Here is a 14288-nt window from a genome sequence, read left to right as displayed (position 1 = left end):
TCTAGAGGCGCGGCCCGATCGTCGCGCTGAGATGCGCGACGAGGGCGAGCACGCGCGCCGGGGGATCCGGCGCATGCACGGCGAACACGCCGACCTCTTCGGAACCGGCATAGTCGGGAAGCACGCGCACCAGCCTGCCGTCGGCGAGCGCATCCGCCACATCCCACAAGGACCGCAGCGCAATGCCGCAGCCGCCGACCGCCAGCTCGCGCACCACTTCACTCGAATTGGTGGCTACACGGCTCCGGCCCGGGTGCGTCACCGGGCCGGCGGGCCCCTCCAGCCGCCACGGAAGCTGGCCGTCCGCCGCGAGCAGCCGATGCTGCGCGAGCTCCGCCAGCGATCGCGGCGCGCCCCGCTGCGCTAGATAGGCGGGCGCGGCGCACAGCACCCGGCGACTGGTGCCGAGCCTATGGCCGATCAGCCCCGGCCCCGCCGACCGCGCGATGCGAATGGCCAGGTCATGCCGGCCCTCCAGCAGGTCGACAAAGGCGTCGGACAGATCGATCGCAAGGTCGATGTCGGGGTGTGCGCCGAGAAAGGCGGGCAGCGCGGGGACGACGTGCATCCGGCCGAACGAGGTGGGCGCCGTCACCCGCACGGCGCCGCCGATTCCCCGCTGCCGCCCCGCGATCCGCGCTACGGCATCGGCCAGCGCCGCGCGGATCGGCGCGATCGTATCGCGCAGGTCGCGCCCGGCGGGGGTGAGCACCAGCCGTCGCGTGGTCCGCTGGAGCAGCCGCGCGCCCAGCCGATCCTCCAGCCGCATCAGCCGCTTCGACAGCGCCGGCGGCGAAAGCCCCCGACGCCGCGCCGCCGCCGAAATCGACCCGGCGGCGAGAATCTCGAGAAACAGATCATAGTCCGGATCGAACATTATAAACCTGAAGGAACGACTGTCGTTCTTTATGTCCTTCTACCGGAGGAACCGCCACTGCGCTACAGCTGCGGATACCCGACGACATGGAGACGAGGTGTAGCATGAGCGAGACGCGCGAACGGGCAGGCCTGCAGGTCGCTGCCACCTTGGCGGACTTCATCGAGACGCGGGTGCTGCCCGACACGGGGATCGACGCCGCCGCCTTCTGGCAGGGCGCAGCCGGCATTTTCGAACGCTTCACGCCCCGCAACGTGGCGCTGCTGGCGAAGCGCGATGCGCTGCAGGCGGCGATCGACGCCTGGCATCGCCGGCGTGCCGGCCAGCCGCACGACGCCGCCGCCTACACCGCGTTCCTGCGCGAGATCGGCTATCTGGTGCCCGAGCCCGCGCCGTTCCAGGTCGATCCGCAGAACGTCGATCCCGAGCTCGCGACGCTCGCCGGGCCGCAGCTGGTGGTGCCGGTGCTGAACGCGCGCTTCCTGCTCAACGCCGCCAATGCTCGCTGGGGAAGCCTGTACGACGCGCTCTACGGCACCGACGCGATTCCGGGCGCGGCCTCCGGCCCCGGCTACGATCCCGCGCGCGGCGCGGCGGTGATCGCCTGGGCCAAGGCGTTCCTCGATCGCGCGGTGCCGCTGGCGCTGGGCAGCTGGGCGGATTGGGACGGCGCGGCACTGTCGCTCGCCGATCCTTCGCAGTTCGTCGGCCAGGCCGGCGACAATCTGCTGTTCGTCCATCACGGCCTCCACATCGAAGTGGTCATCGACCCCCATCACCCGATCGGCAAAACCGATCCGGCCGGCATCGCCGATGTCGTGCTGGAGTCGGCGACCTCCACGATCTGCGACTTCGAGGATTCGGTCGCGGCAGTGGATGCGGCGGACAAGGTGCAGGCCTATGCCAACTGGCTGGGGCTGATGCGCGGTGATCTGGAGGAGACGTTCGACAAGGGCGGCAAGCCGATGACCCGGCGGCTCGCCGCCGATCGTCGCTATGTGGCCCCGGACGGCACGCCCTTCACCCTGCCCGGCCGTTCGATGCTGCTGATCCGCAATGTCGGCCACCTGATGACGACGCCGGCGGTGCGCCTGCCCGACGGCAGCGCGGCGCCCGAAGGCATTCTGGACGGCATCGTCTCCTCGGCGATCGCGCTGCACGACCTCAACGGATCGGGGCCGCTGCGCAACAGCCGCGCCGGATCGGTCTATATCGTCAAGCCGAAGATGCACGGGCCGGAGGAAGCCGCCTTCGCCAACGATCTGTTCGACGCGATCGAGGATCTGCTCGGCCTCGCGCGGCACACGCTCAAGATCGGCGTGATGGACGAAGAGCGGCGCACCAGCGCCAACCTGGCGGCCTGCATTCACGCGGTGAAGGACCGCATCGTCTTCATCAATACCGGCTTTCTCGATCGCACCGGCGACGAGATCCACACCTCGATGCAGGCCGGCGCGATGCTGCGCAAGGGCGACATGAAGGCGAGCGCCTGGATCCAGGCCTATGAAAATCGCAACGTGCAGATCGGGCTGGCCTGCGGGCTTTCGGGACGCGCGCAGATCGGCAAGGGCATGTGGGCGATGCCCGATCGCATGGCGGACATGCTCGTCCAGAAGATCGGCCATCCCCAATCGGGCGCGACCACGGCATGGGTACCCTCCCCCACCGCCGCGACGCTGCACGCGACGCATTACCACCAGGTCGATGTCGCCGCACGCCAGGCCGAGCGCGCAGCGGAGCCGGCCGCGCCGCTCGACGCGCTGCTCACGCTGCCGCTGGCACATGGCCAGAACTGGCCGGCAGAGGCGATCCGCGACGAGATCGACAACAATGCGCAGGGTATCCTGGGCTATGTCGTACGCTGGGTCGATCAGGGCGTCGGCTGCTCCAAGGTGCCCGACATCCACGACATCGGCCTGATGGAGGACCGGGCGACGCTGCGCATCTCCAGCCAGCACCTCGCCAACTGGCTGCTCCACGGCGTGATCACGCCCGAACAGGTCGACGCCGCGTTGCTGCGCATGGCGGCGAAGGTCGATGCACAGAATGCCGGCGATCCGCTCTACCGGCCGATGGCGAGCGACCCGGCGGCGAGCATCGCCTTCCAGGCGGCGCGGGCGCTGGTGTTCGACGGCGTCGACCAGCCCAATGGCTATACCGAGCCGCTGCTCCATGCCTTCCGCGCCAAGGTGAAGGCGCAGGGTTGATCCAGCGCCGGGCCGCCCCCCGACTCTGCGGGGCGGCCCGGCACCCGCCCTTGCCGGCGCTGCGCCTCAACGCGGCGTGATCAGCCGATGCGCAGGCCGGCCAGCGTCGTCCGCACCGCGTCTCGTAGCGGGGTGTGCGGCTCTTCGCCCAGGAATGCCACCAGCCGGCGATTGTCCAGACGAACGGGATGCCGCCAGAGATAGCGCATTTTCCAGACTTCGCGGGGCGTTTCCTGCACCAGGCCGGCGGCCCCCAGCAGCCACCATGGCAGCGGCTTCACCTTGATCTCGGGGCGACCGAGCTCGGCCTTGATGGCATCGATCATCGTGGTCCCGTCCGGATCCCACACGCCTTCGAAGTTGAAGCGGGCGAAATCGGCGAGTTCGTCTTCCCGGTCCAGCAGCCGCGCGATCGTCTCGCCGGCATCGGGAAGATAGGCCCAGCTATGGCCGACGCCCTTCTTGCCCGGATAGGTGATGGAGGTCGCCCTGGTGCCCGGCTTGACCATGGCCTCGAACCAGTTTCCGCCGGGAACGGGACCGAAAAAGTCGCCGAAGCACACCATCAGCGCGGGCGCGCCCTCCCGGCTCGCCGCCTCCAGGCGCAGATCCAGCGCGGCCCGGATCCGCCCCTTCTCGGTCACCGGATGCTGGGGCGCGTCTTCCTGCACCAGCGGGAAGGCGTCGTAGCCGTAATTGTAAAGGCCGCCCGGCACGACGAGGCGCGCGCCGACCTGCTTCGCGGCGGCGATGCTGTTGTCCACCATCGGCAGGACCAGGCCGCCCCAGTTCCGATAGCCGGGCGGATTGACCGCATGGACGATGACATCCACCCCCTGGGCAGCGCGGAGCGTGTCCGCAGCGACCATGACATCGCCCTGCACCCAGGTGATGCCCGCGAGATGCGCCGGGCCGCCGCGACCCCGCTTGCTCGTGTCGCGCACCATGGCGATCACCTCCCAACCGTGCCGCACCAAGGCGGCCGCGGTCTCGCCGCCAATGCCGCCGCTCGCGCCAAGAACCAGTGCTTTCTTCGAATTCATCATCGCTCCACCTCTTGTGCGAACCAATACCGGATGCGATCGCATGAAAGGAATTGGTGAACTTGCTTCAGCAGCTGAAAGCTTTTCGATGAACCCTCGCGTTTCCTGGGATGATCAGCGTGCCTTTGTCGCCGTGCTGGAGGAGGGGAGCCTTTCCGCGGCCGCGCGACGGCTTGGCGTATCGCAGCCGACCGTTCGCGCGCGGTTGAACGCCTTGGAACAGGCGCTGGGCGTGGTGCTGTTCACGCGCTCGATGCGCGGGGTGGTGCCGACCGATCAGGCGCGGGCGTTGATCGGGCCCGCACGCATGATGGCCAGCGCATCGGAGACCTTCATCCGCGCGGCGTCGGAGCCTGTCGACCGGGTGGCCGGCATCGTCCGCTTGAGTGTTTCCGACGTGGTGGGGGTGGAGCTGCTGCCGGCGATGCTGGTCCCGCTGCGGCACCGCCATCCCGATCTCATCCTGGAGACGGTGCTGAGCAACGCCTCGGCAAACGTCCTGGAGCAGGAAGTCGACATCGCCGTCCGCATGCACCGCCCGGCGCAGGAGGCGCTCGTCGCCAGGGAGGTGCCGCCCATCGCGATCGGGCTTTTTGCGCATGTCGACTACCTCGCCGCGCGGGGCACGCCCCGTTCGGTCGCCGATCTCGACGGGCACGACATCATCGGCTCCGACCGGAGCGTTCCCGACCTTGCGTTCGCGTCCGCCTTCCTCCCCGGCGTCGCCCGCAATCGATACGTGGTTCGAACGGATTCGCATCCGGCGCAACTGGCCGCTGCCCGCGCCGGGCTAGGCATCGCCGTCGTCCAGCTTGCCATCGGGCTGGCGGACGATCGGCTGCGGCGGGTGTTGCCGGACATCGAACTCCCGCCGCTCCGGACGCGGATCACCACCCATGAGAGCTTGCGGACCTCGCCAAGGGTCCGGGCGGTATTCGATCATCTCGTGACGGCGTTCAATGCCCATGGGCAGCGCCTGACGCGCGACCTAATCTCCAGAAGATAAGTAAGTATCCGCATAGGGATACGACACTGGGTCGGTCATCACCCTGACACGCCCGATGGACTCCGCGCTGGTCGCGTGCCCGCTCGGGCCTCGAGTAACGTGCGCAATGGCGCCGAGAGGAGTGTTCGATGACCTACGCGACTATCAATCCCTATTCGGGCGAGCTGCTACAGACCTTTCCCGATGCGACCGACGCGGAAGTCTCGCAAGCGATCGAAGCTGCCGATCGCGCCTTTCATCGCTGGCGCGAGACCAGCTTCGCCGAGCGCGCCACGATCCTGCGCAACGCCGCAGCCATCCTGCGCCGGGACCAGGACCGTTATGCCCGACTTCTGACGCTGGAAATGGGCAAGCTCCTCACCGAAGCGAAGGCGGAAGTCGAACTGTCGGCAGCGATCTTCGAATATTACGCGAAGAACGCAGAGCACCTCCTTGCGCCGGAGCGCCTCCCCGTGGCCGATCCGCGCGAGGGTGAAGCGACCCTGGTCCACGAGCCGCTCGGCGTGCTGCTGGCGATCGAGCCCTGGAACTTCCCCTATTACCAGATCGCCCGGATCATCGCGCCGCAGCTCTCGGCCGGCAACACGATGCTCCTCAAACACGCCGCCAACGTCCCGCAATGTGCGGCGGCCTTCGAAGCATTGATGCGCGAAGCCGGATTGCCCGAAGGGGCCTTCCGGAACCTGTACGCCACCCACGACCAGATCGAACGCATCATCAACGATCCGCGGGTGCACGGTGTCGCGCTGACCGGATCGGAAGCCGCCGGCGCCGTGGTCGCCGCGCAAGCCGGCAAGGCGCTCAAGAAATCGACGATGGAACTGGGCGGTGCGGATGCCTTTATCGTGCTCGCCGATGCCGATCTCGACAAGACGGTCGATTGGGCGGTGTTCGGCCGGCATTGGAACGGCGGCCAGGTCTGCGTCTCCTCGAAGCGCATGATCATCGTGGACGAGGTCTATGATGCGTTCCTCGAACGCTACACCAAGGGCGTCAGCGCGCTGCGCATGGGCGACCCTTCCGACCCCGAAACCACGCTGGCGCCGCTCTCGTCGGAGAAGGCGGTTGCCGATCTGCGCGAGATGATCGCGCGCGCCGTCGAACATGGTGCTACCGCCACACCGGTCGGCCCCGATGCGCCCAATCGCGGCGCGTTCCTGCAGCCGGTGATCCTCACCGATCTCGACGACGACAATCCCGCGCGCCACTGGGAGTTCTTCGGCCCCGTATCGATGCTGTTCCGTGCCAAGGACGCGGACGACGCCGTGCGGATCGCCAATGATTCCCCGTTCGGCCTCGGCGGCTCGGTGTTCACCGCCGACACCAAGCGCGGCGCGGAGGTCGCGCGCAAAATATCCACCGGCATGGTCTTCGTGAACCACCCGACCATGGTCAAAGCCGATCTGCCCTTCGGCGGGGTCCGGCGGTCGGGGTATGGCCGCGAGCTGTTGGGCCTCGGCATCAAGGAGTTCGTCAATCACAAGCTGATCGACGTGGTGGATATCGACGCGCCGTTCTGAAGCCGCTCGATCCCGAGCGAGCCCTTCCCATCGGACAGGCGCGGACGGTACGCCCCTGTCAAGCACGAGGCAGCATCATGCAGAAGACAATGAAGGCGGCGGTGGTCCGCGAATTCGGCAAGCCCCTGGTCATCGAAGAGGTGACCGTGCCGATGCCCGGCCCCGGCCAGATCCTCGTCAAGATCACCGCTACCGGCGTCTGCCACACCGATCTCCACGCCGCCGAGGGCGATTGGCCGGTGAAGCCCAACCCGCCGTTCATCCCCGGCCATGAGGGCGTCGGCCATGTCGTGGCCGTCGGTTCGGGCGTCACCCATGTCAAGGAAGGCGACCGGGTCGGGGTGCCGTGGCTCTACACCGCGTGCGGGCACTGCGTGCATTGCCTGGGCGGATGGGAAACGCTGTGCGACCTGCAGCAGAATACCGGCTATTCGGTCAACGGCAGCTTCGCGGAATATGTCCTCGCCGATCCCAACTATGTCGGGCACCTGCCCAAAGATATCGGCTTCGTCGAGATCGCGCCGATATTGTGCGCGGGGGTGACGGTCTACAAAGGCCTGAAGGTCACCGACACCAAGCCGGGCGACTGGGTGGCGATTTCCGGCATCGGCGGGCTCGGCCACATGGCGGTGCAATATGCCAAGGCGATGGGGCTGAACGTCGTCGCGGTCGATATCGACGAGGCCAAGCTCAAGCTGGCCGAGTCGCTCGGCGCGTCGCTCACCGTCAATGCGCTGCACACCGATCCGGCGGCCTTCATCAAGAAGGAGATCGGCGGCGCGCAGGGCGTGCTCGTCACCGCCGTCAGCCCCAAGGCGTTCCAGCAGGCGATGGGCATGGTGCGCCGCGGCGGAACGGTATCGCTCAACGGCTTGCCCGCAGGCGATTTCCCGCTCTCGATCTTCGACACGGTGCTGAACGGCGTGACGGTGCGCGGATCGATCGTCGGCACCCGGCTCGACCTTCAGGAAGCACTCGACTTCGCCGCTTCCGGCAAGGTCCGGGCGACCGTCGCCACGGACACGCTGGAGAACATCAACGATGTCTTCGGCCGCATGCACCGCGGCGAGATCGAGGGCCGCATCGTTCTCGATTTCGAGAATGGATAGGCCCTCGCCCGAAAGAGGCGGGGGCGTGCATCCCCCGCCTTGCTCCCGGCGCCGGGATCGTTGCGATCAGAAGAAGCCGAGTTTCTTCGGGCTGTAGCTGACCAGCAGGTTCTTGGTCTGCTGATAATGATCGAGCATCATCTTGTGGTTTTCGCGCCCGATGCCCGACTGCTTGTACCCGCCGAACGCCGCATGCGCCGGATAGGCGTGGTAGCAGTTGGTCCACACCCGCCCTGCCTTGATCGCGCGGCCGAAGCGGTAGCAGGTGTTGGCATCGCGGCTCCACACGCCGGCACCCAGGCCATAGGCGGTATCGTTGGCGATCTGCAGCGCCTCGGCCTCGTCCTTGAACGTGGCGACCGACAGCACCGGCCCGAAGATCTCCTCCTGGAAGATCCGCATCTTGTTGTGCCCACGGAACACCGTCGGGTTGACGTAGAATCCGCCCGAGAGATCGCCGCCAAGATCGGCCGCGCCGCCGCCGATCAGCAGCTCGGCGCCTTCCTGTCGGCCGATATCGATATAGGACAGGATCTTCTGCTGCTGCTCGGACGAGGCCTGCGCGCCGATCATCGTCGCAGGATCGAGCGGGCTGCCCTGCACGATCGCCCGCACCCGCTGCAGCGCGCGCTCGATGAAGCGGTCATAGATCTTCTCGTGCACCAGCGCGCGGCTCGGGCAGGTACACACCTCGCCCTGGTTGAGCGCGAACATCACGCAGCCCTCGACCGCCTTGTCGAAGAAATCGTCATCTTCGCGCGTCACGTCCTCCAGGAAGATGTTCGGCGATTTGCCGCCGAGCTCCAGGGTGACGGGGATCAGGTTCTCGCTGGCATATTGCATGATCAGGCGGCCGGTGCTGGTCTCGCCGGTAAAGGCGATCTTGGCGATCCGGCGCGACGAGGCCAGCGGCTTGCCCGCCTCCAGGCCATAGCCGTTGACGATGTTGAGCACGCCCGGCGGCAGCAGGTCGCCGATCAGTTCGGCCCAGACGAGAATGGAGGCCGGCGTCTGCTCCGCGGGCTTCAGCACCACGCAATTGCCCGCCGCGAGTGCCGGTGCCAGCTTCCACGCCGCCATCAGCAGCGGGAAGTTCCAGGGGATGATCTGCCCCACCACGCCGAGCGGCTCGTGAAAATGATAGGCGATCGTGTCATGATCGATCTCGCCGATCGAGCCTTCCTGGCCTCGCACCACCCCGGCGAAATAGCGGAAATGATCGATCGCCAGCGGCACGTCGGCCGCCATGGTTTCGCGGATCGGCTTGCCATTGTCCCAGGTTTCGGCGGTGGCGAGCTTTTCGAGATTGGCCTCCATGCGATCGGCGATGCGGTTGAGGATCAGCGCGCGCTCGGCGACCGGGGTGCGCCCCCAGGCATCGGCGGCGGCATGGGCAGCGTCGAGCGCCAATTCAATGTCGGCGGCATCGGAGCGGGCGATCTCGCACACCACCATCCCCGTTACCGGCGAGACGTTCTGGAAGTAGCGCCCTGCCCTGGGTGCGACAAAGCGGCCGCCGATGAAGTTGTCATAGCGTGCCGCGAACGGCGCCTTCAGCGCGCTCGCACGTTTTTCCACCACCATGTCCATGTGCCAGGATCCTCTTGCCTAAATGTGATGCGCCGTGATCGGCGTCCGGTGCTGAGGATGCGCCGCAGCCGTGGCGGCGGGAAGAGGGCCGATGCGGGTGATGGGCGGTCCTGTCTCGATTATGAGACAGGCGGCGGTCAATGGCGGATGCCGGCCTTGCTCAGCCGCCGGTAGAAGGTCGCCCGGCCGATACCGAGCAGCCGCGCCGCCGCGCTGGCATTGCCACCGGCGCAGGCGAGCGCCTGGCGCAGCACGGTGCGCTCGGCTTCGTCGAACGACGGCGCCCCGCCATTGCCCAGCAGCGATTCGAGCGGTTGCGGATCGAGCCGCGCCGTCGCCCCCAGCCCCAACCGCAACCGTGCGCCACGGCTTGCACCGACCACCAGATCGTCGCGATCGACGGCGAGCAGCGCGGTGCCGCTCGCCGCGTCGTCGGCCAGGAACAGGATACGGCGATCGGCGAAATAGCGGCAGAAATAGTCGCGCTCGATCCGCCGCGCGGCATCACGTACCAGCGAGGCGATCATCTCCGCCATCGCCGGGCCATGGTCCGCCCGGCAGCTCGACACGTCGAGCGCGGCCACCAGACGTCCCTCGGGATCATGGACCGGCGCGTCCATGCAGCTGATCCCGATGTTCCGGCTGGCGAAATGCTGATCGCGCTGGATGATCACCGGCTGGTCCTCGAACAGGCAGGTGCCGATGCCGTTGGTGCCTTCTTCCGCTTCGCTCCAGCGTGCGCCCTCTACCAGGCCGGCACGGGTAAAGGCCTCGGCATCGCCGGGAGCGCTGCGCGCCTCCAGGATCACGCCTTCCGCGTCGCTCAGTACCACGCCGCAGCCACTGCGACCGACCGTCCGGAACATCTCGTCCAGCACCGGCCCGGCGACCAGGAGCAGCGGCTGGTGCAATGTCCGCCGCTCGGTAAGCGCGGCGTCGCCGATGCGCTCGCGCGTGCCCATCTCCGGATCGAGCTTGTGGTGGATCGCCGAACGGCACCAGGAAGCAGCAATCGGCGACACCGCGGCGCTACTGGGCGAGCGTACGGCGTCGAGCACGATATCGGCGTGGCGCGGCGAGTGGGCGGACATCGGGAACTCCGTTACACTGCGATGCTGCGCGCGATACGGCGCACCCGTCAAGTCGGGCTTGTCCTTAGGGAGCGCCCGCCACGGCAGCCTTCGGTCGCAAGATTTCGAGGCGCAGCGGGCGCCTGGTCGACCATGACATGGTGATGGCTCTGGAGCCGGCCCCGTCCCGTCATCGGCCGGCTCCCCGCGCCACCGGGGAGCTACGGTCGCTATCAAGGATAGGACGTGCCTCGATTTCTGACATTCCGTTGTGATGTAGTGACGACCGAAAACAGCCGCTCCCGCCATGACCGACGGCTCAGCCGCGTCTCCGCAAAAGTCAGAGCCACCTGGAGCCGCCGTGCTCCGCAAGCGTTATGTGCGTGATCCCGAATGGAGACAATCATGCCGAACGAAGCCGAAACGACGCGTGCCGTATGGATCGAGAAGTTCGGCGGCCCGGAGGTCGTCCAGGTGGCTACGCTGCCCGTATCCGCGCCTGCTGCCGACGAGGTTGTGGTGCGCGTCGCTGTTGCCAGCATCAATCCGGTCGACTGGAAAACGGCCGAGGGGAAGTATCCGCCAATGGGTGCGGACAAGCTGCCGTTCGTGCTCGGACGCGACCTCGCCGGGACGATCGAGACGGTCGGCAGCGCGAATGGAGAATGGGCGGTCGGCGACCGGGTTTGTGCCTTCATCGGACCTGACCGCGGTGCCCAGAGCGAGCGCGTCGTGGTGAAGACCAGCGAGTTGGTGAAGGTGCCCGACGGTATCGATACCGAAGTCGCCGGCGCGCTGGCGCTCGCAGCGATGACCGCATGGCAGGGGCTGTTCGATCATGGCGGGCTTGAGGCGGGCCAGCGCGTGCTCATCCATGGCGGGGCCGGCGGTGTCGGCCACATGGCGGTGCAGTTCGCCCGCTGGAAGGGGGCGACCGTGTTCGCGACCGCCTCCGAGCGCGATCTGGAGTTCGTGCGCGCGCTCGGCGCGGACACGGCGATCGACTATAAGAAGGAGCGCTTCGAGGACGTCGCCACGCATCTCGACATGGTATTCGACACGCAGGGCGGCGAGACACAGGCGCGCTCGTTCACCACGCTCCAAAAGGGCGGCATCCTCGTCTCGACGCTGGAGCCGGACGAGAAGAAGGCTGCCGAACTCGGCGTCCGCACGGTGCCGCGCTGGCATGCCGATCCCAATGCAGCCGAACTCGAGCAGGCACTCGGCCTGATCGCCGACGGCCAGGTGCGCGTGGAAATCGCGAAGCGGTTTCCGCTCGACGACATCCGCGAGGCGCAACGTTTCGCCCGCGAGGAGCATCCTCGTGGCAAGGTCATTCTGGACCTGGGCGAGTGATCGGCACGGTCACGCTTCCCGGCGGCGAAACCGTCTCTGCCCTCGGGCAGGGCAGCTGGAAAATGGGCGAACGCCGCGAGTTGCGTACGGCCGAGATCGCGGCGCTGCGTGCGGGCGTGGACGCGGGCATGACGCTCATCGACACGGCCGAGATGTATGGCGAGGGCGCAGCCGAGACGCTGATCGGCGAGGCGCTCGGCGACAGGCGGGACGAGCTGTTCCTCGTCAGCAAGGCCTATCCGCACAATGCCGGCCGCGACCGACTTCGGAAGGCGTGCGAGGCCAGCCTTCGGCGGCTCGGTACGGATTGCATCGATCTGTATCTGCTCCACTGGCGCGGCAGCGTACCCCTTGCCGAGACAGTCGACGCGATGAACGCGCTGCGCGACGCCGGGAAGATCCGCTACTGGGGCGTCAGCAACCTCGACATCCACGACATGGCGGAGCTCGTCGCGGCGGGCGGCGAAGACTGTGCCACCGATCAGATCCTCTACAATCTCGGGCGACGCGGCCCGGAATTTGATCTGCTTCCCTGGCTGTATGCCCGACGGATGATCACCATGGCATATAGTCCGGTCGAGCAGGGGCGATTGGTCGGAAGCCCGGCGCTCCAGCAGATCGCCGACGCGCTTTCCGCGACGCCGGCGCAGGTTGCACTGGCGTGGTTGCTCCGCAGAAAGAACCTGATCGCCATACCGAAGGCGGGAACGGCGGCGCACGCGCGCGAGAATGCCGGTGCCGCGGATCTCAACCTCGACGACGATGTGCTCGATGCCCTCGACCGGGCTTTCCCCGCACCGGCAAGGCCAGGTCCCCTCGAAATGCTATAGGGCCCTCCCTGCAGAGCTGCGTGCTGGCCCGAGCGACAAGCCGCTCAGGGAAAGGCGAGATGCCCCTGGATCCGCTCCTCGGAGGTGAAGGTGGACATGGGTAGGCCGGCGGCATTGTACAGGCTGCCGGGCACGACGCCGCTCCAATTGTAGCGGACATAGCGGGGCTGCGGCACCGGTCCGGTCACCACCACCGTCTCGCCGTCGATCCGTGCGGTTGCGGGGACGAACTTGCGGTCCTGCCCGGCGATCTCGAACCCCGGCACGGGCGCACCCCGGCTGGTGAGGCCGGCGGCATGATCGAACCAGATGCGCATCCCGCCCGTTTCACCGGTTGCCTGGCGGAACAGCGGCCCTTGATAGGCGACGCGCTCGCCATAGGCGATCCCCCGTGCCGCGAGCGCGAGCCGCGCGGCGACCGTCTGCTTGTCGCCCGGATGCACATTGTCGGGATCGCCGACGTCGGTCGTGACGACCATTGCCGTGTTGACCAGCCCCAGCGCGCGGCGCTGCGCGTCGCGTACCAGACCCCAGTTTTCCGCGGGCGAGTTGAAGGACGAGATCTGCGCGTAGAGGAACGGGAAGTTCCCTTGTGCGAAGCCGTGTCTCCAGTCGGTGATCAGGCCCCGGAACAGATCGGCATAATAAGGCGCGCGCGCGACGTTGCTGTTGGTTTCGCCCTGGTACCAGATCACGCCCTTGATGCCGTAGCCGGTAAAGGGCGCGACCATGGCGTTGTAGAGCGATGACGGCCGATACGCCTCTTCGGGCGGGTGCCACGCATGTGCGGCAGGCTTGCCCCCGGCAGCGCGGACAGCAGCGTCCTCGCGCGCCTCGGCCGCGAGTGCGAGATCGGCGTCGGTCTGGTCCTGCTGGAAGCGGGCCCGCGCGTCGATCGCTGGAGCGAGCGTCGCGTCGATGGCGAAAGCGTCCGTCGAAACCCAGCTGTCGGCGGGCGTGCCACCCCAGGTGGAGTCGATCACGCCCACCGTCACCTTCTCGCGAGCGGCGATTTCCCGCGCGAAGAAATAGCCGATCGCCGAGAAGTCGGTTGCGGTGGCGGGGGTGGTCGTCGTCCAGGTCGCATCAATGTCGCGGAGCGGCGTCGTGCTGCTCTTGTGCTCCAGGCGGAGAAGCCGAACGCGGGGGTTGGTCGCCGCAGCGATCTCCGCCGCACCGTTGTTCAAGGGCGCGCCTGTGAAGCCTTTGAGCGGGAACTCCATGTTCGACTGGCCCGACGCGAACCACACATCGCCGAGCATCACATCCTGGACCTGCGCCTGCCCCTCGGTCGCGCCGCCATCGACGGTGAGGACATAGGGTCCGCCCGCCGCCTCCGGCTTCAGCCAGACCTCCCAGCGGCCGAGCCGGTCGCCGACTGCCGTTGCGCGCTGGCCGTGCAGAGAGACGACAATGGTGGCCCCGGCGTGTGCCCAACCCCAGACGTGCAGCGGTCGATCGCGCTGCAGGACGGCGTGGTCGCTGAAGAGATGCGGCAGCTTGAGCTGCGCAGCCGCGGGGGAGGCGGTAGCGGCAACGAGCAGGACGGCGGCGAATAGGCGCTTCTTCATCGATTTTCCGATCTCGTCAGGCTGGCAGCCGTGACGGCGTGCCGTAGCGTAGCAGCATGCAATCAAGGGCGCGTCGCAAGCGGAATCGCGGCGCGGCGAACGGCCCCCA

11 protein-coding genes are annotated in these 14288 nt (G+C 67.5%); 6 read left to right on the top strand and 5 right to left on the bottom strand.

Annotated features, from left to right (window positions below; genetic code table 11):
• Position 1: 1 nt before the first annotated feature.
• Complete coding sequence (locus ACTJKY_RS09180; RefSeq protein ID WP_440845581.1) at positions 2-877, bottom strand: LysR family transcriptional regulator; 876 nt, start codon at positions 875-877, stop codon at positions 2-4.
• 104 nt (positions 878-981) lie between these two features.
• Between ACTJKY_RS09180 and ACTJKY_RS09175 the strand changes: the two genes are divergently transcribed.
• Positions 982-3084 carry a malate synthase G gene (locus ACTJKY_RS09175; protein ID WP_440845580.1) on the top strand — a complete coding sequence of 701 codons (2103 nt, stop codon included), beginning with the start codon at positions 982-984 and terminating at the stop codon, positions 3082-3084.
• Positions 3085-3164: 80 nt separating this feature from the next.
• Here ACTJKY_RS09175 and ACTJKY_RS09170 read toward each other — a convergent pair whose 3' ends face one another.
• On the bottom strand, positions 3165-4127 hold the full coding sequence (locus ACTJKY_RS09170; RefSeq protein ID WP_440845579.1) for an NAD(P)H-binding protein: 963 nt from the start codon (positions 4125-4127) through the stop codon (positions 3165-3167).
• On the opposite strand from ACTJKY_RS09170, the gene ACTJKY_RS09165 reads away from it, so the two are divergent.
• From ACTJKY_RS09165 to adhP, 3 genes are all read left to right on the top strand, one after another.
• On the top strand, positions 4030-5133 hold the full coding sequence (locus tag ACTJKY_RS09165) for a LysR family transcriptional regulator (RefSeq protein ID WP_440845578.1): 1104 nt from the start codon (positions 4030-4032) through the stop codon (positions 5131-5133). The genes ACTJKY_RS09170 and ACTJKY_RS09165 overlap by 98 nt on opposite strands.
• Positions 5134-5261: 128 nt before the next feature.
• Entirely contained in the window at positions 5262-6653 is a 1392-nt protein-coding gene (locus ACTJKY_RS09160) for an NAD-dependent succinate-semialdehyde dehydrogenase (RefSeq protein ID WP_440845577.1), read from the top strand.
• A 77-nt stretch (positions 6654-6730) separates the two neighbouring features.
• The gene (gene adhP / locus ACTJKY_RS09155) at positions 6731-7762 is read left to right on the top strand and encodes an alcohol dehydrogenase AdhP (RefSeq protein WP_440845575.1); all 1032 of its coding nucleotides are present in this window, start codon (positions 6731-6733) and stop codon (positions 7760-7762) included.
• Between the two features lie 66 nt (positions 7763-7828).
• On the opposite strand, the gene adh is transcribed toward adhP, so the two are convergent.
• Positions 7829-9346: an aldehyde dehydrogenase gene (gene adh / locus ACTJKY_RS09150; protein ID WP_440846318.1), complete on the bottom strand. Its 1518-nt coding sequence runs from the start codon at positions 9344-9346 to the stop codon at positions 7829-7831.
• A gap of 143 nt (positions 9347-9489) precedes the next feature.
• A complete protein-coding gene (locus ACTJKY_RS09145; protein ID WP_440845573.1) occupies positions 9490-10443 on the bottom strand; it encodes a GAF domain-containing protein in 954 nt (317 codons plus the stop codon).
• 384 nt (positions 10444-10827) lie between these two features.
• Between ACTJKY_RS09145 and ACTJKY_RS09140 the strand changes: the two genes are divergently transcribed.
• Together ACTJKY_RS09140 and ACTJKY_RS09135 are read left to right on the top strand one after the other, a co-directional pair.
• On the top strand, positions 10828-11778 hold the full coding sequence (locus ACTJKY_RS09140; protein WP_440845572.1) for an NADP-dependent oxidoreductase: 951 nt from the start codon (positions 10828-10830) through the stop codon (positions 11776-11778).
• Complete coding sequence (locus ACTJKY_RS09135; protein WP_440846317.1) at positions 11778-12608, top strand: aldo/keto reductase; 831 nt, start codon at positions 11778-11780, stop codon at positions 12606-12608. Before ACTJKY_RS09140 ends, ACTJKY_RS09135 begins: the two co-directional genes overlap by 1 nt.
• Before the next feature lie 44 nt (positions 12609-12652).
• On the opposite strand, the gene ACTJKY_RS09130 is transcribed toward ACTJKY_RS09135, so the two are convergent.
• Positions 12653-14179 (bottom strand): sialate O-acetylesterase, encoded by a 1527-nt coding sequence (locus tag ACTJKY_RS09130; RefSeq protein ID WP_440845571.1) that lies wholly within the window; start codon positions 14177-14179, stop codon positions 12653-12655.
• Positions 14180-14288 lie beyond the last annotated feature (109 nt).

It is taken from the genome of Sphingomonas sp. 22176 (assembly GCF_052045505.1).
GTDB lineage: Bacteria > Pseudomonadota > Alphaproteobacteria > Sphingomonadales > Sphingomonadaceae > Sphingomonas.
This window is presented reverse-complemented; position numbering and strand designations above follow the sequence as displayed.